This window comes from Candidatus Eisenbacteria bacterium (genome assembly GCA_013140805.1).
In the GTDB taxonomy this organism is placed as follows: domain Bacteria; phylum Eisenbacteria; class RBG-16-71-46; order RBG-16-71-46; family RBG-16-71-46; genus JABFRW01.
This window is the reverse complement of the sequence record JABFRW010000008.1, coordinates 1-21,892: the sequence shown is the minus strand read 5'-3', so window position 1 is coordinate 21,892 and position 21,892 is coordinate 1. Positions and strand designations below refer to the sequence as shown.

Genomic DNA, 21,892 nt, shown 5'->3' with positions numbered 1-21,892 from the left:
GCGCCCACCCCCGCATACACTCCGCGGCTTCATGCTCAAGACCACGCCATTCCATTCACGCACGGCACCGCTCGTGCGCGCCCAGACGTGGCGCCGCTGGGCCGGCTATCAGATGGCCAGTGCTTACGATCCGCATCCGGATCGCGAGTACGCGGCGATCCGTAACTCGGCGGCCCTGATCGACGTTTCGCCGCTCTACAAGTACGTGATCACCGGGCGCGACGCCGCACGGCTGCTCGATCGCACGATCACGCGCGACATGACCAAGTTGAAGCCCGGTCAGGTCTACTACACACCCTGGTGCGACGCCGCCGGCAAGGTGGTCGATGACGGCACGGTGAGTCGCCTCGACGAGCACACCTACCGCCTGACGAGCGCCGACTCGTCGCTTCGCTGGCTGCACTTGAACGCGGTCGGGATGAGCGTGAACATCGAGGATGTTTCGGAGCGCGTGGCCGTGGTCTCGATGCAGGGGCCGTCGTCGCGCGCGATCCTTCAGACTATCGCGGCCTCCGACCTGGCCAAGCTCAAGTACTTCCGCGTGGTCGCGACCGCCGTGCGCGACCTTCCGGTCACGATCTCCCGCACCGGTTACACCGGCGACCTGGGCTACGAGATCTGGGCCGAAGCGCCGCGTGCCGAAGCGCTGTGGGACGCGCTCATCGAGGCGGGCACGCCCTATGGCATCACACCGGCGGGGGTGTGGGCGCTCGACATCGCGCGCATCGAGGCGGGCCTCATCATGATGGACGTCGACTACTACTCGGCGCATCACGCGCTCATCGAAGCGCGCAAGTCTTCGCCGTACGAGATCAACCTGGGCTGGGCGGTGAGCGCCAGCAAGGGGCCGTTCAACGGACGCCGAGCACTCGCCGCCGAGCGCGCGCATGGCTCGTCGTGGAACTTCGTCGGGCTCGAGGTCGAGTGGGAGTCGTTCGAGCGCCTGTTCGCTGCGCATCGCCTGCCGCCGCAGCTCTCGAACATCGCCTGGCGCACCAGCGCTCCGGTCTACCGCGACGGCGAGCAGATCGGCTACGCGACGAGCGGGTGCTGGTCGCCGCTGCTCAAGAAGTCGCTGGCGCTCGCGCATCTCGAGGCGCCGCACTTCGGAGTCGGCACGCAGGTCGAGCTGGAAGTGACGGTCGAACACCATCGCGAACGCGCGAACGCCACGGTGTGCAGGCTGCCGTTCTTCGATCCCGAGAGGAAGAAAGCGTGAGCGCGCCCCGTTACGACGCGATCATCGTAGGCGGCGGCCACAACGGACTCGTGACCGCGGCCTACCTAGCGCGGGCGGGTCGCAAGACGCTGGTGCTCGAGCGTCGGCCGATGGTCGGTGGTGCCGCCGTCACCGAAGAGATCTTTCCGGGCTTCAAGTTCTCGGTGTTCTCCTACGTTGTAAGTCTGCTGCGGCCCGAGATCATTCGCGATCTCGAGCTGCCGAAGCACGGGCTGCAAATCCTTCCGCTCGAGAGCACCATCACACCACTCGACAACGGCGACTACCTGGGCTCGTGGGCCGACCCCGACGAGACGCGTCGCGAGCTGTGCCGCCATTCGCCGCGCGACGCCGACACGGCGGTGGTGTTCGGGCGTCTCATGCATCACATGGCGATGGCGGTGAAGCCGATCCTCGCCATGGTGCCGCCCAATCCCACCTCGATGTCGCCCGGGGACCTCGCGGGATTGCTCAAGCTCGGCGGACACTTTCGCTCGCTCGGCGCTGAACGCTTCCATGCGCTCCACAAGCTCATGACCATGAGCAGCGCCGACTACCTCGACGAGTGGTACGAGTTCGATGCACTGAAGGCGACCAAGTCGGCGAGCGGCATCATCGGCACGTTCTTAGGCCCGCGCTCACCCGGCTCCGCCTACGTGCTGCTTCACCACTACATGGGCGAGCTCGACGGCGCGTTTCGCGCGTGGGGATTTCAGAAGGGCGGAACCGGTGGCATCAGTGAGTCGATCGCGAGTTCCGCGCGTGCGGCGGGGGCCGAGATCCGCACCGACGCGGCCGTCGACCGGGTGATCGTGCGTGGGGGACGCGCCACCGGCGTGGCGCTGGCGAATGGCGATGAGATCGCGGCAGACCTGGTGGTGTCGGGGCTCGATCCGCGGCTCACGTTCACCAAGCTGGTCGAGGCGAAGGACCTGCCGAGCGACCTGACCGAGGGCGTGCGCCGCTACAAGTTCCGCGGCTCGTCGGGCAAGGTGAACCTGGCACTCGCGGGGCTACCGAACTTCACGTGCCTGCCGGGCAACGGCCCGCACCTGCGCGGCGCAATCTCGATCAGCCCGAGCGTCGAATACCTGGAGCGCGCCTACGACGACGCCAAGTACGGCGAGTTCTCGCAACACCCGTACATGGACGTGGTGATCCCATCGATGATCGATCCCGGCATGGCGCCCCCCGGCAAGCACGTGATGAGCATCTTCGTGCAGTACGCGCCCTACAACCTGAATGGCGGCTGGACGGTGGCGAAGCGCGAAGCGTTCGGCGACGCGGTGGTGAAGACGCTGGCGTGCTACGCACCGAACCTCGAGTCGCTGATCCTTCATCGTCAGGTGCTGACGCCCGACGACATCGAGCGCATCACAGGGCTCACCGAGGGCAATATCTTCCAGGGTGAACTGGCGCTTCAGCAGTTGTTCTTTCTGCGCCCCGCTCCGCAGTGGGCCAAGTACCGCACTCCGATCGAGGGCTACTGGCAGTGCGGTGCCGGCACCCACCCGGGCGGCGGCATCATGGGCGCATCGGGCCGGCTCGCGGCTCTTCAGATCCTGAAGGCGGGGGCATGAGCCAGCCCGGCTACGACGCGATCGTGATCGGCGCGGGCGCCAATGGCCTCGTGGCCGCGGCACGCCTCGGGCTCGCGGGCCGTCGCGTGCTGTTGCTCGAGCGCACCGACTCGGCGGGCGGGCAGGGAGCGGTCACCGAGTTCGCGCCGGGATTTCACGCGGCACCACTCGGGCTCGATGCCGGCTGGTTGCCGCCGTCGATCGCGCTGTCTCTCAACCTCGATGGGCTCGAACCGGCGACCGGCGATGCCCCGCTTTCGGTGGCGATTGCGCCGGGTGCCTTTCTCACGCTCGCGAGCGACGTGCGCACGGCGGCCGACGCGATCCGCGTGCACTCGATCGCGGACGCTGCGAAGTGGCCGGCATTTGCCGCACGGCTTCGGAGCCTCACGGAGTTTCTCGAGGCGCTCTACGTGATGGACGCTCCCGACGTGGATGCGCGCTCGCTCGGTGAGCTGCTGCCGCTGCTCGGGCTCGGCCAGAAATTCCGGGCACTCGGCAAGACCGACATGATCGAGCTGCTGCGCACGCTGCCGATGTCAGTCTGGGAATTGCTTGACGATTGGTTCGAGACCACGGCGCTCAAGGCCGCGGTCGCGACCGGCGGCATTCAGGACTACCAGCAGGGGCCCCGTTCGGGCGGCACGGGCTTCGTGCTGCTGCATCACCTCGTGGGTGCCAGTGCCGGCACGATGCGCGGTCGTCCCGCATGGCGCGGTGGCCCCGGCGCCTTCACCGATGCCGCCGAGCGCGCGGCCCGGCGCGCGGGTGTCACTATTCGCACCGCTGCAGAGGTCGCGCGGATCCAAGTGCGCGACGACGCGGTGGTGGGCGTCGTGCTCGCGAGTGGCGAGGAGATCGCCGCGCGCGCCGTGCTTTCGACCGCGGAGGCCCGGCGCACGATGCTCGACTGGGTCGATCCCGTGTGGCTGGACCCCGAGTTCATGCGCGACGTGCAGAACATCCGCTTTCGCGGCTGCACGGCGATCGTCCTCTACGCGCTCGACGCGCTGCCGGCATTCAAGGGGCTCGGCGCCGAAGCGTCGCTCGGCGGCATGGTGTCGCTCACAACGTCGCTGGTGGCACTCGAGAAGGCGGCGGACGCTGCCAAGTACGGCGAAGTGTCCGAGAGGCCGCATGTCGAGTTCTCGGTGCCGAGCGTGCGCTGGCCGAACCTCGCGCCCGGCGGCAAACATGTGCTGGTCGCGCGGGTTCAGTACGCGCCCTATCGCCTGAAGGGCGGAGCAAAGTGGGATGCGGCGCGGCTCGACGCGCTCGCGAACACCACCACCGCGGCGATCGAAGCCATCGCGCCCGGATTCGGTTCGCGTATCGTGAGCCGGGTGGCGTGGTCGCCGGCCGATCTCGAACAGCGCTTCGGGCTCACGGAGGGTGCCCCGCATCAGGGCGAACTCGGACTCGATCAGATTCTCTTCATGCGGCCCGTCGCGGGCTGGGGGCGGCACGCCACGCCGATCGCCGGACTCACGCTGGGCGGATGTGGATCGCATCCGGGGCCTGGCGTGCTGGGCGGTGCGGGCTGGTTGGCGGCGGGACGTGTGCTCAAGGCCGGACGCAGATAGCGAGGGCGCGATGCCAGACTTCAAGCGCACCACCGAATCGTTCCGACAGGGCGCACGCACGCTGCCGCGCGAGTTCTACACCTCGGACGCCGTTCTGGCCGAAGAGCGCGAGAGGATCTTCGCACGCGGCTGGAATTGCGTCGGCCGCGGCTCGCGACTCGCCGCGCCCGGCGACTTCATCACGGTCGAGCTCGCGGGCGAGTCGGTGATCGTGGTGCGCGAGAAGGGCGGCGGGCTCAATGCGTTCTTCAATGTGTGCCGCCACCGCGGCACCCGCATCTGCCGTGACGCCGCGGGCCACTTCAACGAGAGCATCCAGTGCCCGTATCACGCGTGGACCTACGGCACTGACGGGCAATTGATCGGCGCGCCGCATATGCAGGACACCGAAGGCTTCGACAAGGCCGAGTACCCGCTCCATCGCGCCTCGCTCGCCGAGTGGGAAGGCTTCGTGTTCGTGAATCTCGCGGGCGATGCCGAGCCGTTCGAGCGAGCCTGGGCTCCGATGCTGGGGCGGCTCGCGCGTTACGGACTCACGGGGCTCGCGGTGGGTCACAGGGTCACGTACGAAGTGAACGCCAACTGGAAGCTGGTGTTCCAGAACTACTCCGAGTGCCTGCACTGCCCGACCATCCACCCCAAGCTCGCGGCCGTGCTGCCCTATCAGAGCGGTGCGAACGACCTGACCGAGGGCGCGTTCCTGGGCGGCTACATGGAGATTAAAGCACCGAACCAGAGCGCCACCATGAGCGGTCGCGTGTGCGGGCGGTCGGTGAGCGACGCGATGCCCGAAGCCGATCAGCACCGCGCGTTCTACTACTCGCTGATGCCGAACATGCTGTTGAGCCTGCACCCCGACTACGTGAACTACTACCTGCTGCACGCGGTTGCTGTGGATCGCACCGTGGTCGAGTCCGAGTGGCTCTTCCACCCCGATACGATCGCCGACCCGAACAACAACATGCGTGACGGGGTCGAGTTCTGGGACCTGACCAACCGCCAGGACTGGGACATCGTGGAGCAGAGCCAGCTTGGGATCGGCTCACGGCGCTACGCGCCGGGGCCGTACTCGTCGCGCGAGAGCATCCCGGCGGCATGGGATCTGGAGTACCTGCGGCGGATGGGGCGGTAGAGCGCCGCATTTGAAGGTCGACCACCATCGGTGGTCAGATGACCACCCATGATGGTCACCGCGACATCCAGCCCGTTCGGAAGTAGCACACGTACGCGGGCACTGCTGGCGATGCGACTGCTGGTCGAGACCTACGCACGTGAGCTCGCGCGCTTCCTCGACCTCAATCTCTCGGGCGTCCAAAAGGCACTGCGTTCCCTGGAGGCCGACGGACTTGTCGCCGCACGTGCAGTCGGCCGAACACGGGTCTACCGCCTCGGCCCCAGAGCGGGAGCTCGCAAAGACCTCGAGCGCTATCTCGATGGTCTGCTCGTGACCGAGACGAAGTTGCGTGCGAAGGCCGCGACGCTCCGACGGCGACCCAGAAAGGCCGGCAAACCGGCATGAAGCTCAAGCCCGACGAGTCACTGGCCAACGTGGCCGTGGCGGTCGGTGACGCACTTCGTCGCGCCGGGATCCGCGCGGTGCTGACCGGGGGCGCGTGTGCCAGCTTGTACTCGGGTGGCGCGCACCATTCGCTGGATGCCGACTTCGTGTTGACGGAGCAGTGCACACAGTCGGATCTCGATCGGGCAATGGCCATTCCGCGGGAGGGCATTGACCGCTGCCCACGCATGGTGGTCACATGACCAGCCATGGACGACACCTCTTCAGCCGCGCGTCGTGTTCAGTACGCGGCGCTGCGGCGCATGTCGGTTGCGCAAGAGCTTGCTGCGATGAACGACCTCACGATGCTGGTTCGTGGAATGGCCCGCGAAGGCCTGAAGCGACGCAATCCGTCTGCCACCGAGTCCGAGCTCGACGATCTCTTTTGCGAACTCATGCACGGCACGGAGCTCGCGGCGAGAGTCCTCGCTCACAAGCGCGGCCGAAGTGGTCGAGGCGCCGCGTGACGAACCCGATGGAATTCGTCGTCGAGATCGCCCAGACCTTGGAGCGACTCGGAATCGCCTATCACGTTGGCGGTTCGGTCGCGAGTTCTGCACACGGCACTTTTCGCGCTTCGGCTGATGTGGACTTCGTGATTGACGCCTCGTCCGAACAACTGGAGGCTCTCGCGCAGGCGCTCGAGTCGGAATTCTATGTCTCGCGTCATGCGATTGCCGAGGCGGCCGAAACCTATCTCGATCACTGGGCGGCAGAGCTCGGAGTCGCCGACCTGCTTGCCTGCGCCCGGCACGAGAGTCGCGGCGCGTAGCGCCACCGGCCCCCACTTCGGGGACTCTCTCGGATCCCAAGCTCGAACCCGCACCACCTTCCGGGGTATGTTGCTGCAACACGACCACGCCCCATCGCATCCAGTTCCGAGGAGATTGAATGGCCGGCTTGCTTCTCGGCGCAGTTCTACTCGCGACACAGGCGACGCTGGCAACCATCGCCGGAACGGTTCGCGACAGCGAGACCCGAGCCCCGCTTCCCGGCGCGGTGGTCGCGCTCACCGACATCGGCGTGTCAGCGCTCACGAGCGCTGACGGCCGCTACGCCCTGCCGCACGTGCCGGCGGGGCCGCATCACGTCGCGGTCCGGTGTCTCGGGTACGCGCCACGTTCGCTGCACGCGCTGGTGCCGCGCGGTGGCGAGCTGGAAATCAACGTGTCGCTCGAGCCCGAGCCGGTTCAGCTCTCGACTGTGCAGGTGCGCGCACGGGTCACCGTGCGCGGCACCGAGAGCGCGGATTCGGCCGTGCGCCACGATCGCGTGCTCTCGATCGCCGCGATGAGGAATCATCCGCTCCTGACCGAGCCCGACGCGCTCGTCGCCTTGAGCGGGGGAGACGTGGTGGTCCGACCCGAATCGCCGAGCGGCGTTCACATTCGCGGCGGAGCCTCGGATCAGACCGCGTACCTGATCGACGGCATTCCGGTGCTCAGCCCCTATCACGTCGCAGGAGTCGCGAGTGCGTGGAATCCCGACGCGCTTTCGCGACTGGTGCTGTCGTCCTCAGTGCCATCCCCTTCGCACCCGCACGCGTTGTCGGGCTCGATCGAGGCTGCGACGCGCGCTCCGGGTGAACGATTTCGCGCCCAAGGCAGCGTGAGCACCACCCAGACGCGACTCACGCTCGACGGTCCGTTGGGTGACTCAGGAGCGGGCTACCTGCTGAGTGGCCGATCCGGCCTTCACGATGTGCTGGCGCCGCGTGGCGAGTCGTCCTACCTGAAGAGCACCAGCCGCGACTGGTTCGCCAAGCTCGAGTCGCCGCTGCTGGGCGGCCGAGCGCGAGTACTCATGTACGGAAACGGCAATCGCGCCGGCGCGTCGGCAGTCTCGGAGGACTCCGTGAGTCAGCGCGGTCGCCGCAATGCGTTCGACTGGCATGGCCGCTCGCTCGGTGGTGAGTGGAGTCGCGCGCAGGCGAATCAGTCCTTCAGCGTACGCGCCTGGAGCGCCGACGGCGAGGTGAGTTCCGACTGGCTGGCTGCCCCAGGCGGCATCGAGCTGACCGGCACTCGCAGGGACCTGGGAGCGCTCGCCACATTCGAACACCGTGCGCGGGGATCCACGGTCGCGGCACTGCGCATGGAGGCGCTGCGCACCCGCTATCAGATCGAACCGGATTCCGCCGGCGGCCCGCGGCTGGACCTCGATGCACGCCCGCCCGTCACGACCCTGACCCTCCAGCACGACCGGCCGCTCGGCGCTCAGGTGCAGATCCAAGTCGGGGCCGCGCTCGCGCTCGCCGACCGCGAGGCGTACTCGAGCCCGCGCGCAGGACTCAAGTGGACCCCCACCGAGCAGCTCGAGCTGTCCTGCGCGTGCGCTCGCACTCAGCAATTCGCGCAATCGTTGCGGAATCCGGAGTCGGTGGTCAGCAACATCTTCCCGGTGGACGTGTTCGTCGCCGCCGACGGCGCGCGTGTGCCAGTGGCGAACAGCGATCAGGCCTCGGCCGCGATCATTGTCCGGCCGTGGGCAGGGGTCCGCATCGGCGTGCAGGGCTACGAGCGGGTTGCGCGCGAGGTGTTACTGGTGGCGCCTCGCGATGGCGAGCCGTTCTCGACTGGGGGATTCACCCGCGGCGAGGCGCGCGCACGCGGCGTATCGGCGGACCTCGCCATCAGCTCGGCGCGCTGGGGGCTGGTTGCGAGCTACGGCTGGCAGCGCGTGCGCTATGAGTACGGCGACTCGAGCTACGTGCCGGACCATGGGGCCGCGCACCACCTCGATGGCGGCGTGATCGTGTTCCCGAGTGCGACTTCGTCGGTGCGGCTCGGCGCGGTCGCGGTGCTGGGGCGGCGCACCACCGTGGTGCCGGGGGGCTTCGACTGGAGTGCCTGCAATCTGCTCAATCGGGGCTGCGAGTTCTCCGACAGTCCCCACTACGGCAACGAGCCACTGGGCGCGGTCGCGCTGCCCGGCTATCTGAGTGTAGACGTGGGGCTGCGCATGCACTGGCACCTTCACCTGTGGGGGCGCGAGGCACGACTGGAGGCGTTCGCGAGTGCTTCGAATATCCTGGGTCGCATGAACATTCTGACCTATGTGCGACCGGCGGGAGAGGATCGGCTGATCGGCATCGAGTTGCGCCCGCTGGGAGTGCTGGTGGCGGGGGTGGACTGGCAGTTTTGACGGCCTCGGATCCACGACTTGTCACATCCCGACCGCGTCCCCGGTTCCATCTGTTGGAGGGGGCGTGGACGGTCCGGAACTGATTTACCTTCGCGACAGGGCATCGGGGCGCTCGGAGCGCTCCGGTGTGGAGGGTTTTCACCCGCTGACTGAGTCCACGCCTTCGTTTCGAGCGCGCTTCGAGCAACTCTTCGATGCCGACTTCCAGCGTCTCTATCGCTTTCTGAACCGGCTTTCGGGCGAGCGGGAGCTGGCGGCCGATGTCGCGCAGGAGGCGTTTGTCCGCTTGTACCAGCGTGGCGCGATGCCGGATGAGCCCGAGGCGTGGCTGATCACGGTGGCCATGAACCTGTTTCGAAACGAGAAGACCACTCGCAGTCGGCGGCTGAGGCTGTTGACGCCGACGCGCGGCGAACAATCGCTCGGCGATCCGCCGTCCGCGCCGGACGAACGGGCCGGGTCGGAGGAGTCCCGCCGTCGCGTGCGCGCCACACTGGATCAGATGCCGGAACGCGAGCAGCGCCTGTTGCTGTTGAGATCCGAAGGCTATCGCTACCGTGAGATCGCGGTCACGCTGGGGCTCAACGAGGCGAGCGTGGGAGTGTTGCTGGCGCGTGCACGACGCGCCTTTCTCGAGCGGTACCAGGAGGCGCCGGATGCATCTTGACGAGGAGCAGATCCAGCGCCTGAGGCACGGCGAGCTGGCGGCGTCCGAAGAACTCGCGGCGTTGGAACATCTCGCGGCGTGCATCGAGTGTCGGAGCACGGTGGATGAAGCCGAGCGCGAGGAACGCAATGTGGACGCGCTACTCGAGTCGGTGGATCGTGCGGCGCCGCGCGTGGATGCCGAAACAATCGTGGTCCGGTCCGCGGCGCGAGCGCGCACGCGTCCGGCGGAACTGGCCCGACAGGCGGCCGGCTTCGCGCTGGTCGTCGTGCTCGCGGGTGCAGCCTACGCGGCACCGGGCTCGCCGCTGCCCGCATGGGTGGCGGCGGTGGCCGGATGGGTCGGCGAGCGCACCGAAGCGCCGGCCCAGGTCGAGCCGACGCGTTCGCACGAGGAGTTTCAGGCCGGCGGAATCACGGTGCCGATCGAGCGTGAACTGGTGATCGAATTCAGCTCGATCCAGAGTGCCGGGGAAGCGCGAGTGACGCTCACCGATGGCGCCGAGGTCTCTGTGCACGCGCCGATCGGCGCCGCGAACTTCACTTCGGGTGTCCGGCAATTGGTCGTGGACAATCGAGGCTCCTCCGCTTCTTTCGAAGTCGAGATTCCACGCCATGCCCCGTGGGTCGAGATCCGGGTCGCGGGCCGGCAGTTGTTCTTGAAGGACGGCCCGCGCATTACGACCGCAGCTTCCGCGGACTCGAGCCCGCCGTACCGTCTGAGGCTCACGACGTTCTAGGGCCTCCGGGGTCACCGGCTGCTAAGGTCGGCGGCGCTCCCGCGCGGGTCACCGAGGCTTGTCACAAACCTCCGCGCTCGTCTGCTCCTTCTCCACGACCCGCGACACTCCGACCCCCCAACCCGTAGAGGTTGTCATGAAGGAACGCATCCCCGCGATTCGGGGACTGGCAGTGCTGTGTGTTCTCCTGTGGTGCGGCAGCGGCCACGCGCAGCCCGGTGAGTCATCGAACGCGGAGGATTCCGTACGTGCGGCACCGGGCTGGAAGCCTGGACCGCCGAGCGTCTCCGGCTACGTACAGGTCTTCTACAAATATGCGTTCGCCACCGGCGAGGATTCGCTCGTGGACAACGACCTAGTCCGGGTGCAGCGGGTTCGTATCCGCGTCGAGGGCGATGTTTCGCGCCGGGTGTCCTACAACGTGGAGTTCGATCCGCGCGCGCCCGAGATCTCGACCGTTCTCCGCGACGCGTTCATTCGATTTCGTGTGATTCCTCGGCATCAGATCCGCTTGGGGCAGCAGAAGACGCAGTTCGGCTACGAGAACCGCGAGTCGTCGAGCAACCTGTTCGCAGTCAATCGCACGGATGTCTCGGACAATCTCGCGCGCGGCATCAACCTGCGTGACATCGGCGTGGGTCTGATCGGAAACCTGAAACTCGGCAAGGGTCTGCGCCTCGAAGACGCGCTCACGATCGTCAATGGCGCGGGCATGAACGTTCAGGACGACAACACGAGCCGGAAGAACGTGTGGGGGCGGCTGGGGCTGCGCTATCGCAACGACCCGGGCGACTGGATGACGCGGTTCGGGATTTCGGGCGGCGCGGGCGATCTGTTCGAAACCGGCGACGACCCGGTGGATCCCGCGGACGACTTCCTGGTGGTCTTCAATCGCTACGGCGCGGACTTCGAGCTCGATCATCCGCGCCTGTTTCTGAGTGCCGAGGCCGTGAGCGGTCATCAGGAGGACAAGTCCACCGGCGAGACCGACGAGCCGCTGGGCTGGTACATCAACCTGGTGGGGAAGACCGGGTCGCCGATCGGCCCGATCCTCCGCTACGAAGACTTCGACGACGAGTTCAAGCGCTACGTGCTCGGCGCCTACTGGGGGCTCCCGCACGAGCGACTGCGCTTCCTGGTGAACTACGAGTATCGAAAGCTCGTAGACGCCGTGCGCGGGGACGACAAGCTCTACCTGTGGACCCAGGTGCGGTTCTGAGCCACGTGCCGACGCTCGAACGGTGGAACGGGTGGCTCGAGAGTTTCCTGGCCGCGACGCCCGAGCTATTGGCGAGCCGGGTGCTCAAGCGTCGCACCGACTCCAAGTTCGCGATGGCTCCGGCGCGCGCGGCCGAGCTGCTGTTCGAACTCTCGGGCGACTACGCGCTGCTGTCCGCCGGGAGCGCGAGGGTCGCCAGCTATCGCACGCTCTACTTCGATACGCCGCGGCTCGAGTTCTTTCACGCTCATCGTCGCGGCCGGCGGGTACGGCACAAGGTGCGAGTCCGCCACTATCCGGACCGGCTCGTCTCTGCACTCGAGGTCAAGTCGCGCCGGACCGAGCTGGAGACGTTCAAGCAGTGGCGTGGTCGCGCGTATGGCGAGAGCGAGCTGAGTGAGGAAGACCGGGCATTCGTTCGCCTGCACACCGGAAGTGAGCAACCGGTGGCCCCCGAGGTGTGGACGGAATTCCGACGGATCACGCTGCTGGGGCTGAGATCGCACGAGCGCGTCACGCTCGATTTCGACCTTGCCATTGAGGGCCGGCACGGTCGGCGAGAACTGGAGGACGTGGTGGTCGTCGAAGTGAAGCAATGGCCGTTCTGCCGCAGCACCCCGGCCATGTCGGCGCTGAGAGCCGGCGGTTCGCGGCCGCGCCGTCTGAGCAAGTACTGCATCGCGATCGCGATCGCGCATCCCGAGGTGCGGCTCGACGTGCGCCTGCCCGACTTGCGCGTGGCACGGCGCGGCGCGGCGTGAGGAATCGCGAGTTCGTCTTCACCTACTTAGAGCGATCGCAAGCGGTATCCTGCCCGCACCTCGCTACGGAAGGCGGGATGAGGAGGGGAGGAGCGACGCGACGCTACGAACTCACGGACGAGGAGTGGACGATACGCGAACCTATGACTCCACCGCCGGCACCTATCGCCCGGCCACGCCGCGCACCGCGCGAGATGTGGAACGCAATCTTCTGGGCGCTGCGCAGCGGCGCCCCGTGGCGCGATATTCCGGAGTGCCATGGCCTATGGGAGTCGGCGTACTCTCACTTCAACACGTGGCGCCGCAAGGGGGTGTTCGAACGGGTGCTGCAGGCGCCGCAGATCCGGCTCGATGCGGAGGGCATATCGACTGGGAATTGTCGTCCGTCGATGGCAGCTCGGTGCGAGCCACCAAGGCGGCCGCAGGGGCCGGGGAAAGGCGGCTCCAGAGAACCCGGAGACCACGCCTCTGGGCCGCTCGCGCGGCGGATTCGGGAGCAAGCTCCACCTGGTTGCTGAAGGTCACGGAATACCCCTCGCCGTCCACGTCACCGCCGGCCAGATCAACGAGTGCACGGAGTTCGAAGCGGTCGTGAACCGGGTGAAGATCGGGCGCCGCCAACGTCCCGAGGCGATGGCAGGGGACAAGGCCTGCAGCACGCCGCGCATTCGCCAGCGGCTGAAACTCCACGCGATCCGAGCAGTGATTTCCAGGCGCACCCATCAGCACCCCGACGACCGCCGCGTGCGCTTCGACCGCAAGGCCTACCGGCGCCGCAACAGCGTCGAACCGTGGATTTGCTGGATCGAATCGTGGCGCCGCGTGGTGACCCGCTTCGAGCAGCTCGCGGTCAACTCTCTCGCGACGACTCATCTGATTCTCATTGAGCGCTACTTCCGTGTGCAGTTCTCAAACGGAGCCTAGCGGGATTCCGCGCCTCCGGGAGTCGGAGTGCGCGACGAGATCCCCGCCGCGGCTTGTCACAAACCTCCGCCATAGCCTGTTCCCTTCACAGCACCAAGGAATGTCGATCGTTCATCCACCCGCAGAGGCCGACATGAATGCGCTTCACCCCGCTTCGCGCGGGCTCGCCACGTTCCTGCTGCTACTCGGGTGCGCGGCCGCACACGCGCAGACGAGCCACTCGTCCAACACGGAAGACTCGCTGCGCGCCGCACCCGGCTGGAAACCGGGGCCCCCACGGGTCTCCGGTTACGTCCAGGTGTTTTACAAGTACGCCTTCGCGACCGGCGAGGACTCGCTGGTCGACAACGATCTGTTCCGGGTGCAGCGAGTCCGCATCCGAGTGGACGGCGACCTCTCGTCTCGCGTGTCGTACAACGTCGAGTTCGATCCGCGCGCACCGGAAATCACCACAGTGCTGCGCGACGCGTTCATCCGATTTCGAGTGATCCCGCGCCACCAGATTCGGATCGGTCAGCAGAAGACCCTTTTCGGCTACGAGAACACGGTGTCGTCGAGCGAGCAGTTCACCGTCAATCCCACCGACGTCGCCGACAACCTCTCGGCCGGCATCAACCTGCGCGACATCGGTGTCGGCTTGCTCGGGAGTCTGAAACTCGGAAAAGGGCTGCGACTCGAGGACGGGCTCTCCGTGGTCAACGGTGAGGGCATGAACGTACAGGCGGACAACACGAGCCGGAAGAACGTGTGGGGGCGACTCGGACTTCGCTACCGTAACGACCCGGGCGACTGGATGGCGCGAATCGGCGTCTCTGGTGGCTCCGGTGATCTGCTCGACACCGGAGACGATCCGCTGGATCCTGCAGATGACTTCCGGGTGGTCTTCACCCGCACTGGCGCAGATCTCGAGCTCGACCTTCCTCGACTGCACCTGAGCGCCGAGGCGGTGAGCGGCCGCGATGAGAACAAGGCGACCGGCGAGACCGACGAGCCGCTCGGCTGGTACGTCAACCTGGTCGGGAAGACCGGGTCGCCGATCGGTCCGATCCTGCGCTACGAGGACATCGGCGACGAGCTCAAGCGCTACGTGATCGGAGCCTACTGGGGCCTGCCGCAGCAGCGACTGCGCTTTCTCGTGAACTACGAGTACCGAAAGGTGTTCGCCAGCGTCCGTGGAGATGACAAGCTCTACCTGTGGACTCAGGTTCGGTTCTAGTGCCCATGCCCGATGCCATCGATTGGAGTGGGTGGCTCGACCGCTTCGAGCCGGCGAGGCCGGAGATGCTTGCGCCCCGCGAGCTGACGCGCCGGACCGACACGAAGTTCGTGATCGCGAGCGCGCAGGTGGGCGAGTTGCTTCGCGCTCTCGTGGATGACTTTGCGGTGCTTCTGGCCGGTCGAGCTCGCATCGCGTCCTATCGGACTCTGTACTTCGATACCGCGAACCTCGACTTCTTCGATGCCCACCTTCATGGTCGCCGAGTGCGACACAAGGCTCGCATCCGCCACTATCCGGACCGCCGACTATCGACGTTGGAGGTCAGGATCCGAAGGAGCGAGATCGGGACCGTCAAGTGCCGGATCGCGCATCCGATTGACGTGAGCGAGCGCTCCGCGGATGACGGGGCGTTCGTGTCGTTGCACACCGGATTCAGTCAAGATCTGCGCCCGCAGGCCTGGACGAACTTCCGACGCATCACCCTCCTCGGGCTCAGCACTCAGGAGCGTGTCACCATCGACCTCGATCTGGCGTTCGAGGTCAACGGCATCAGGCGTTCGCTCGACTCGACGGCGATCGTCGAGGTGAAGCGGTGGCCGTTCTGGCCACGCACGGCGGTGTTGTCCGCGATGCGCGCCGGTGGCTGGAGACGGCGCACCCTGAGCAAGTACTGTACGGCGATTGCGCTGTGCAGACACGAACTGAATCTCAATCGGATGCTTCCCATCCTGCGCGACCTTGAACGGAGTACGGCATGATGAACTGGCTTGGTGTGGATGCGATCGCGGACTGGCAGGGACTCAGCAGATTGATGTTGCGCTTCGCGTTGGACCTGTTCGTGAGCACGATCGTGATCCGCGCGATCTACGGGCGGCTCTACCGAAATCGCGAGTTCATCCTCACCTACTTCCTGTTCAACACCACGACGTTTTTTCTGTGCTACTTGCTGAGCGCATCGTCGATCCATTTTGGTGTTGGACTCGCGCTGTTCGGGGTGTTCGGAATCTTGCGTTACCGGACCGAACAGATTCCGATCCGAGATCTCACCTATCTCTTCATCGTCATAGGGATTGGCGTGCTCAACGGAGTCGCGGATCGGGGCGTGAGCGTCGTTGAGTTGCTCGCAGTCAATGGCACGATACTCGCTGTGACGGCCGCGCTCGAACTGAGTGGACGCCGGAGTCGGGAGCGAGCAACGCCGATGCTCTACGATCGGCTCGAGTTGCTGCATCCGGGAAGGGCAGCCGAGTTGGCAGCAGATCTCGCCGCGAGGACCGGTATGAAGGTGCTCCGGGTCGATGTCAACCAGGTCGATCTGCTCCGCGATGCGGTCGAGATCACGGTTTACCACCAGCCGACTCAATAGCCCACATTCCCGTATTCGAGAGGACGCGCGCATGAGGTTTTCGCTGTTTCCGCGCGAGGAGGACTTCTTCCTGCTATTTCGGAGACAGGCTGCGCTGGTGAGCGAAGGCTGCCACCGCACTTTCGTGACTCCGCTTGAGCGTGAGGACATTCACAACCTTGCAAGCGGGCTCGACGACGTGCTCGACGCGGCCGAAGCGATCGCGAGCCGAGTCGTCCTGTTCAAGATCCTGGCTCCGACTCCGGAGGCGGTCCAACTCACGGCGATCGTCGAGGAGTGCGGCGTCCAAATCGAGCGCGCAGTCGAGCATCTGGAAAGCTTCAAGAACCTGAGGGCGTTCACGATCGAGATCAACCGGCTCGAGCGCGAAGCCGACCACGTGTCGCGACAGGCGGTCGCCGAACTGTTCTCCGGACGGCACGACCTACTCGACATCCTGCGTTGGAAGGAGATCTATGGCCGACTCGAGAACGCGGCGGATCGGTGCGAGGACGTGGCGAACACGGTCGAAGCGATCGTGCTCAAGAGTCGGTGATGTTCGAATTGTCGTGGCCCGTCATCGGAATCATCGCGGTTGCTCTGATTTTCGACTTCAGCAATGGCTTCCATGACGCCGCAAACTCGATTGCGACGGTCGTAAGCACGCGGGTCCTATCCCCGCGGAGCGCGGTCGTGTGGGCCTCATTCTTCAACTTCATCGCGTTTGCGGTATTCGGGTTTCACGTCGCACGCACGATCGCGAAGGGCATCGTGGACCCGGCAATCGTCACGCCGGCATTGGTGTTCGCCGCGCTCTTGGGAGCACTGGCGTGGAACATCTTCACCTGGTGGCTTGGGCTGCCGACCTCGTCCTCACACGCCTTGATCGGAGGATTCGTTGGCGGAGCGCTCGTCGCAAAGGGCCCGGCCGCGATCGTCGGGTCCGGACTCGCGAGAACGGCGATATTCGTCCTGGTGTCACCGGTCGCGGGCCTGCTGCTTGGTTTCCTGCTCATGCTGGCCGTGATGTGGATGTTTCGACGTTCGACGCCGCGCAAGGTCGACGGGCTATTCCGCCGATTGCAGCTGGTCTCCGCAGCCGCGTTCAGCCTTGGCCACGGATCGAATGATGCCCAGAAGACGGCGGGTATCATCACCGCCTTGCTGTACTCCACGGGTGCTCTTCATGGCGAGTTCCAGGTGCCGACCTGGGTCGTCATCGCGAGTTACTGAGCGATCGGTCTCGGCACGCTGTTGGGCGGATGGCGAATCGTGAAGACCATGGGAATGGGCATTGCCAAGCTCCAGCCGGTCGGCGGGTTCTGTGCGGAGACCGCCGGAGCGATCGCCTTGTTCGGCGCGAGCGCGGCCGGGATTCCGGTCTCGACGACGCACACGATCACCGGCGCAATCGTCGGCGCGGGAGTCAGCGCGGGCCGCCGCCTGTCGGCGATTCGCTGGGGTGTGGCCGTGCGCATCGTCTGGGCCTGGCTATTGACGATGCCGGCTGCCGGAGTCATCGCCGCGCTGATCTGGCTCGCTCTCCGGGCTGCCGGCGCATGCTGAGCACGCGGCCTCGAATTGCGAGGGCATGAGGCGTGCGGATCAGACTGGAAGTGATTCTGATCCTGCTTGGGTCTGCCACAGCCGAGGCGCACAGCGATGGTTCTGCCAGCACGCCGGACTCCGCCCGCGTGGCAGTCCAGGCTTCCGAATCACGCGTGGTCCTGCGTGCGCCGAAAGTCTCTGGCTACGTGCAGCTGCGCTACCGCAATGCGCCTGCGACCAGCGCGAGCTCGCGCTTCGACGGCGACGAGTTGAGCGTTGCAAGGCTCCGTGTCTCCATTGACGGCGACATCGCGGCTCGAGTGTCATACGAAATCGAATTCGATCCTCGTGCGACATCGATCGCGGGCTTGCTTCGAGATGCATTCGTGACATTCAAGCTGTTCCCGCGCCACGAACTGCGTCTCGGCCAGCAGAAGACGCAGTTTGGGTACGAGAATCGCGAGTCGTCGGGCAACCTCTTTACCGTCAATCGCGCCGAAGTCTCGGATGCGCTCGCGCGCGGCCCGAGCGTGCTCGACGTCGGAGTCGGACTGATCGGCGATCTAAGCCTCGCGAACGGGGTGACCCTTGAAGACGCGACGACCGTCGTCAATGGCAACGGCCCGAACGCTCCGTCGGACGACACACCGCGAAAGAGTGCCTGGGGGCGATGGGGGCTGCGCTACCGCAGCGGGTCTCACAAGCTCGGCGCTCGCCTCGGAGTTTCCGGCGGCACGGGTGACTGGGTCGACGCCGGGAACGATCCGCTCGACGCCGCCGATGACGAACGACGCGACTTTGCTCGCGTCGGCGCGGACCTTGAGCTCGACCATCCACGTTTTTTCCTCAGTGCCGAATACCTGAGCGGAAAGGAAACGAATCACGCCACGGCCGCACTCCGCAAGTCGCGAGGCTACTACGTGAGCCTGGTCGGCAAGTCCCCGTGGCGGATCGGGCCGACCGTCCGATACGAGGAATTCGACGCGAAACTCAGGCGCTGGACCGTGGGCACGTTCCTCGGGCTCCCCGCCGAGACCCTGAGAGCGATGGTCAACTACGAGTTGCGGACTGGCAACGGCGGTGTGCGTGGTGACGATCGACTCTACCTGTGGGCTCAAGTTCGGTTCTAGTCGAGTGACGCCGGCACATGCCGAACGAATACGCGATTGCGGGTTCGGATCGCGCCCGCGGGATTTCTCGCCCCGGGCGGTCCCGCGCTATCCTCTCGCCCCCATGACCTGCTCGGCACTCCGAATCGATTCGATCGGCACCCAGCCGTGATCGCCGTGACCGGAGCCGCGGGCTTCATCGGCAGCGTGCTGGTGTGGCGGTTCAATCAGCTTGGTGAGCGCAACATCGTGTGCGTGGACACGCGCGCGAGTGCACAAGATTCCGCAAACCTCGCGCCGCTGACCTACCGCGAGTACATCCCACACGAGGCCTTCCTGCAGCGTCTGACGGCCGGCGAGTGGAGAGGCGAACTGCAGTGCGTGTTCCACCTCGGCGCCTGTAGCAGCACCACCGAGACCGACTGGGACTACCTTCAGCGCAACAACATCGAGTATTCCCAGTCGCTGTGCGAGGCGGCGCTCGCCGCCGGTGCGCGCTTCATCCACGCGAGCAGCGCCGCTACCTACGGCAATGGCGACCACGGCTACAGCGACGATCATGCGCGCCTGCACGAGCTGATGGCGCTCAACCTTTATGGCCGCTCGAAGCAGCTGTTCGACCTGTGGGCCCTCGACCGGGGCCTGCTGGATCGCATCGTGGCGCTCAAGTACTTCAACGTGTACGGACCGAACGAGTGGCACAAGGGGTCGATGCGTTCGATGGTGTGCAAGGGCTTCGAGCAGATTCGCGACACCGGTCAGGTGCGCCTCTTCAAGAGCGATCGCGCGGAGTACCCGGACGGCGGCCAGAAGCGCGACTTCATCTACGTGAAGGACGCGGTCGATATGACGCTGTGGTTCCGCGATCACCCGCACGCGAATGGTGTCTTCAATGTGGGCACCGGGCAGGCGGCGGATTGGAATCGACTCCTCACCGCGGTGTTCACGGCACTCGGGCGCGAGCCGCGGATCGAGTACATCGACATGCCCGCCGAGCTGATCGGCAGCTATCAGTATTTCACTCAGGCCGAGATGACCAAGCTTCACGCGGCGGGCTACCGCCAGCCGCTCACCCCGCTCGAGGACGCGGTCGCCGACTATGTGCGCCAGCATCTCGTGAACGGGCGCCACTTGGGCGCGTGATCCACCCCTTCGATTCCAGGACGGAGCAGCCATGAAGTCGTCGCCGCAGAAGTCGACCGCGAACGTGAAGCGGGGGCCGGTCTCGCGCTTCATCGAACACCACTACCGGCACTTCAACGCCGCCTCGTTGGTCGACGCGGCGCGCGGCTACGAGACGCATCTCGCCGCGGGCGGCCGCATGCTGGTGACGCTGGCGGGTGCGATGTCAACGGCCGAGCTGGGGATCTCTCTCGCCGAGATGATTCGCCGCGACAAGGTGCATGCGATCGTCTGCACCGGCGCGAACCTCGAAGAGGACATCTTCAACCTGGTCGCGCATGACTACTACGAGCGTGTGCCGCACTACCGCGATCTCACGCCCGCCGACGAGGTGGCGCTACTGAAGCGCCACATGAATCGCGTGACCGACACCTGCATTCCCGAGATGGAAGCGATGCGCCGTATCGAGAAGGTGGTGCTCGAGGAGTGGGTGAAGGCCGACCGCGCGGGCGAGCGCTACTTCCCGCACGAGTTCATGTACCGGATCCTGCGCGGTGGAAAGCTCAAGAAGAGCTACCAGATCGACCCCAAACACTCGTGGATGCTGGCGGCATGCGAGAAGAATCTGCCGATGTGGGTGCCCGGCTGGGAGGACGCGACGCTCGGAAACATGTACTCGGGGCACTGCATCAGCGGCGACGTCAAGAACGTGCACACGGTGCGCACCGGGATCGAGTACATGATGACGCTCGCCGAGTGGTACACGGTCAACGCGAAGCCGTTGCGCCCGCGCTCGCGTGACGGGGTGGGCTCGATCGGGTTCTTTCAGATCGGCGGCGGCATCGCCGGCGACTTCCCGATCTGCGTGGTGCCGATGCTGCATCAGGATCTGCAGCGCACGAGCGTGCCGCTGTGGGGCTACTTCTGCCAGATCAGCGATTCGACCACCAGCTACGGCAGCTACTCAGGCGCGGTGCCGAACGAGAAGATCACGTGGGGCAAGCTCGGCGAGAAGACGCCCAAGTTCGTGATCGAGTCCGACGCCACGATCGTGGCTCCGTTGCTGTTCGCGTGGGTGCTCGGACAGTAGCGGCGCGTCAGCGTCGGGGCGCCCCGACGCCGGTCGAACGGCGCGTCAGCACCACTCGCGTCTCGGGTTCGCCGAGCAGGAACACGCCCGCCCAGTAGAACGGGCGCTCGTAGCGGGGTTGCACGCGCATCTCGAGCTGCGCCCGGCGCAGCGCGGCGGCCGTGTGGTCACCCGCCGCCAGCCGATCGTAGAAGCGCCGCACCAGCTCCGAGGTCGCGTCGTCGTCGACGTCCCAACGAGTGGCGATCACGGTCCGTGCGCCGGCGATGAGCCACGCGGTCGCCAAACCGTCGAGCGTCTCGCCCCACTGCGAGTCGTTGCCGAGCGTGGCGCACCCCGCCAGCACGCACAGTTGCGCAGGCACCCGAAGCTGGGCGATCTGCGCGGCGGTCAGCCACGCGTCGTCGCGCGAACCGGCGGCGACGTGGAGCGCGTCCTGCCACGGCCGTCGCCCCCCGGAGCGGGTGTGCGCGGCGAAGTGAACGATCTGGTAGCCCGATGCACGCCTCGCGACCTGCTCGGCGGATTGCACCGCCGCATCGCTCACCACATCAGTGCCGGCAAATTGCTGCGACAGCCAGGCGACCTCGCGCCGCGCGGCCGGGAGCGCGGCGCCCTCGAGCGGTTGCGACTGGGAGACTGCGAACAGGGTTCGCTTGAATCGCCCGGGCGCGGCGCTGCGAGCACTCGCCAGCGCGCTCGCCGACGGCGTCCAGGTGACCTCGCGTGCGTTCGACAGCGGCTGCGATTCGCCGGGAACGATCAACTGATCGAGCGCGAACAACGCGAGGGCACCGGCCGAGAGCACCACCCGGTTCGAGCGCGTGATGAGGTCGGCAGCCGGTCCGAAGATTTCGCTCCCGAGCGCCAGCTGCGCGGCTCGAGGCGGCGTGGTCTCGGTGCGGCTTGCGAGCAGATCCCTCAACGAACGAAGCCGGCGCGCGAGCGAGGTGCCGGTCGGAACGCCGTACGCCCGCGCCTCACTCGTGGTCAGCGCGAGCACGATGGTGGTGTCGGGGGAGGTGTAGAGGTCGAGCAGGAGTTCGCCGGGCTTGAGGACGCGCT

The 21,892-nt window shown here is 66.2% G+C and carries 21 protein-coding genes and 2 pseudogenes; 22 read left to right on the top strand and 1 reads right to left on the bottom strand.

Translation table 11 applies throughout. From position 1 onward, the window contains the following. Positions 1-31: 31 nt before the first annotated feature. From HOP12_00755 to HOP12_00650, 22 genes and pseudogenes are all read left to right on the top strand, one after another. Positions 32-1,219 carry an aminomethyl transferase family protein gene (locus HOP12_00755; protein ID NOT32680.1) on the top strand — a complete coding sequence of 396 codons (1,188 nt, stop codon included), beginning with the start codon at positions 32-34 and terminating at the stop codon, positions 1,217-1,219. Beyond that, positions 1,216-2,799, top strand: a complete 1,584-nt coding sequence (locus HOP12_00750; protein NOT32679.1) for an NAD(P)/FAD-dependent oxidoreductase — start codon at positions 1,216-1,218, stop codon at positions 2,797-2,799. The genes HOP12_00755 and HOP12_00750 overlap by 4 nt, the downstream gene beginning before the upstream one ends. Further along, the gene (locus HOP12_00745) at positions 2,796-4,382 is read left to right on the top strand and encodes an NAD(P)/FAD-dependent oxidoreductase (GenBank protein ID NOT32678.1); all 1,587 of its coding nucleotides are present in this window, start codon (positions 2,796-2,798) and stop codon (positions 4,380-4,382) included. Before HOP12_00750 ends, HOP12_00745 begins: the two co-directional genes overlap by 4 nt. 10 nt (positions 4,383-4,392) lie before the next feature. After that, complete coding sequence (locus HOP12_00740; GenBank protein ID NOT32677.1) at positions 4,393-5,514, top strand: aromatic ring-hydroxylating dioxygenase subunit alpha; 1,122 nt, start codon at positions 4,393-4,395, stop codon at positions 5,512-5,514. 48 nt (positions 5,515-5,562) lie between these two features. Continuing rightward, positions 5,563-5,901 carry a winged helix-turn-helix transcriptional regulator gene (locus tag HOP12_00735; GenBank protein NOT32676.1) on the top strand — a complete coding sequence of 113 codons (339 nt, stop codon included), beginning with the start codon at positions 5,563-5,565 and terminating at the stop codon, positions 5,899-5,901. Further along, positions 5,898-6,143 carry a hypothetical protein gene (locus HOP12_00730; GenBank protein ID NOT32675.1) on the top strand — a complete coding sequence of 82 codons (246 nt, stop codon included), beginning with the start codon at positions 5,898-5,900 and terminating at the stop codon, positions 6,141-6,143. The genes HOP12_00735 and HOP12_00730 overlap by 4 nt, the downstream gene beginning before the upstream one ends. 272 nt (positions 6,144-6,415) lie before the next feature. Next, positions 6,416-6,601, top strand: a pseudogene (locus HOP12_00725) (hypothetical protein). Positions 6,602-6,831: 230 nt separating this feature from the next. Further along, the gene (locus HOP12_00720; protein NOT32674.1) at positions 6,832-9,084 is read left to right on the top strand and encodes a TonB-dependent receptor; all 2,253 of its coding nucleotides are present in this window, start codon (positions 6,832-6,834) and stop codon (positions 9,082-9,084) included. A 64-nt stretch (positions 9,085-9,148) separates the two neighbouring features. Beyond that, positions 9,149-9,751, top strand: a complete 603-nt coding sequence (locus HOP12_00715; protein ID NOT32673.1) for a sigma-70 family RNA polymerase sigma factor — start codon at positions 9,149-9,151, stop codon at positions 9,749-9,751. Further along, on the top strand, positions 9,741-10,490 hold the full coding sequence (locus HOP12_00710; protein ID NOT32672.1) for a hypothetical protein: 750 nt from the start codon (positions 9,741-9,743) through the stop codon (positions 10,488-10,490). Before HOP12_00715 ends, HOP12_00710 begins: the two co-directional genes overlap by 11 nt. 136 nt (positions 10,491-10,626) lie before the next feature. Beyond that, positions 10,627-11,709 (top strand): hypothetical protein, encoded by a 1,083-nt coding sequence (locus HOP12_00705; protein NOT32671.1) that lies wholly within the window; start codon positions 10,627-10,629, stop codon positions 11,707-11,709. A 5-nt stretch (positions 11,710-11,714) separates the two neighbouring features. Continuing rightward, on the top strand, positions 11,715-12,470 hold the full coding sequence (locus HOP12_00700; GenBank protein ID NOT32670.1) for a VTC domain-containing protein: 756 nt from the start codon (positions 11,715-11,717) through the stop codon (positions 12,468-12,470). Between the two features lie 143 nt (positions 12,471-12,613). Beyond that, a complete protein-coding gene (locus HOP12_00695) occupies positions 12,614-12,988 on the top strand; it encodes a transposase (GenBank protein NOT32669.1) in 375 nt (124 codons plus the stop codon). Between the two features lie 73 nt (positions 12,989-13,061). Continuing rightward, on the top strand, positions 13,062-13,394 hold the full coding sequence (locus tag HOP12_00690; GenBank protein ID NOT32668.1) for a transposase: 333 nt from the start codon (positions 13,062-13,064) through the stop codon (positions 13,392-13,394). A 133-nt stretch (positions 13,395-13,527) separates the two neighbouring features. Then, positions 13,528-14,610, top strand: a complete 1,083-nt coding sequence (locus HOP12_00685) for a hypothetical protein (GenBank protein NOT32667.1) — start codon at positions 13,528-13,530, stop codon at positions 14,608-14,610. Positions 14,611-14,675: 65 nt separating this feature from the next. Beyond that, the gene (locus tag HOP12_00680) at positions 14,676-15,371 is read left to right on the top strand and encodes a VTC domain-containing protein (GenBank protein ID NOT32666.1); all 696 of its coding nucleotides are present in this window, start codon (positions 14,676-14,678) and stop codon (positions 15,369-15,371) included. Then, on the top strand, positions 15,368-15,979 hold the full coding sequence (locus HOP12_00675) for a DUF4956 domain-containing protein (protein ID NOT32665.1): 612 nt from the start codon (positions 15,368-15,370) through the stop codon (positions 15,977-15,979). The genes HOP12_00680 and HOP12_00675 overlap by 4 nt, the downstream gene beginning before the upstream one ends. A gap of 31 nt (positions 15,980-16,010) precedes the next feature. After that, positions 16,011-16,514 (top strand): DUF47 domain-containing protein, encoded by a 504-nt coding sequence (locus HOP12_00670; GenBank protein NOT32664.1) that lies wholly within the window; start codon positions 16,011-16,013, stop codon positions 16,512-16,514. After that, positions 16,514-17,524, top strand: a pseudogene (locus HOP12_00665) (inorganic phosphate transporter). Before HOP12_00670 ends, HOP12_00665 begins: the two are co-directional and overlap by 1 nt. 32 nt (positions 17,525-17,556) lie before the next feature. Continuing rightward, positions 17,557-18,636 carry a hypothetical protein gene (locus tag HOP12_00660; protein ID NOT32663.1) on the top strand — a complete coding sequence of 360 codons (1,080 nt, stop codon included), beginning with the start codon at positions 17,557-17,559 and terminating at the stop codon, positions 18,634-18,636. 147 nt (positions 18,637-18,783) lie between these two features. Further along, complete coding sequence (gene rfaD, locus HOP12_00655; GenBank protein NOT32662.1) at positions 18,784-19,758, top strand: ADP-glyceromanno-heptose 6-epimerase; 975 nt, start codon at positions 18,784-18,786, stop codon at positions 19,756-19,758. Between the two features lie 31 nt (positions 19,759-19,789). Then, positions 19,790-20,827, top strand: coding sequence for a deoxyhypusine synthase (locus HOP12_00650; GenBank protein ID NOT32661.1), 1,038 nt, complete (start codon positions 19,790-19,792; stop codon positions 20,825-20,827). Positions 20,828-20,834: 7 nt separating this feature from the next. On the opposite strand, the gene HOP12_00645 is transcribed toward HOP12_00650, so the two are convergent. After that, positions 20,835-21,892 (bottom strand): CHAT domain-containing protein (locus HOP12_00645; protein ID NOT32660.1); only part of this gene is annotated, 1,058 nt, incomplete at its 5' end.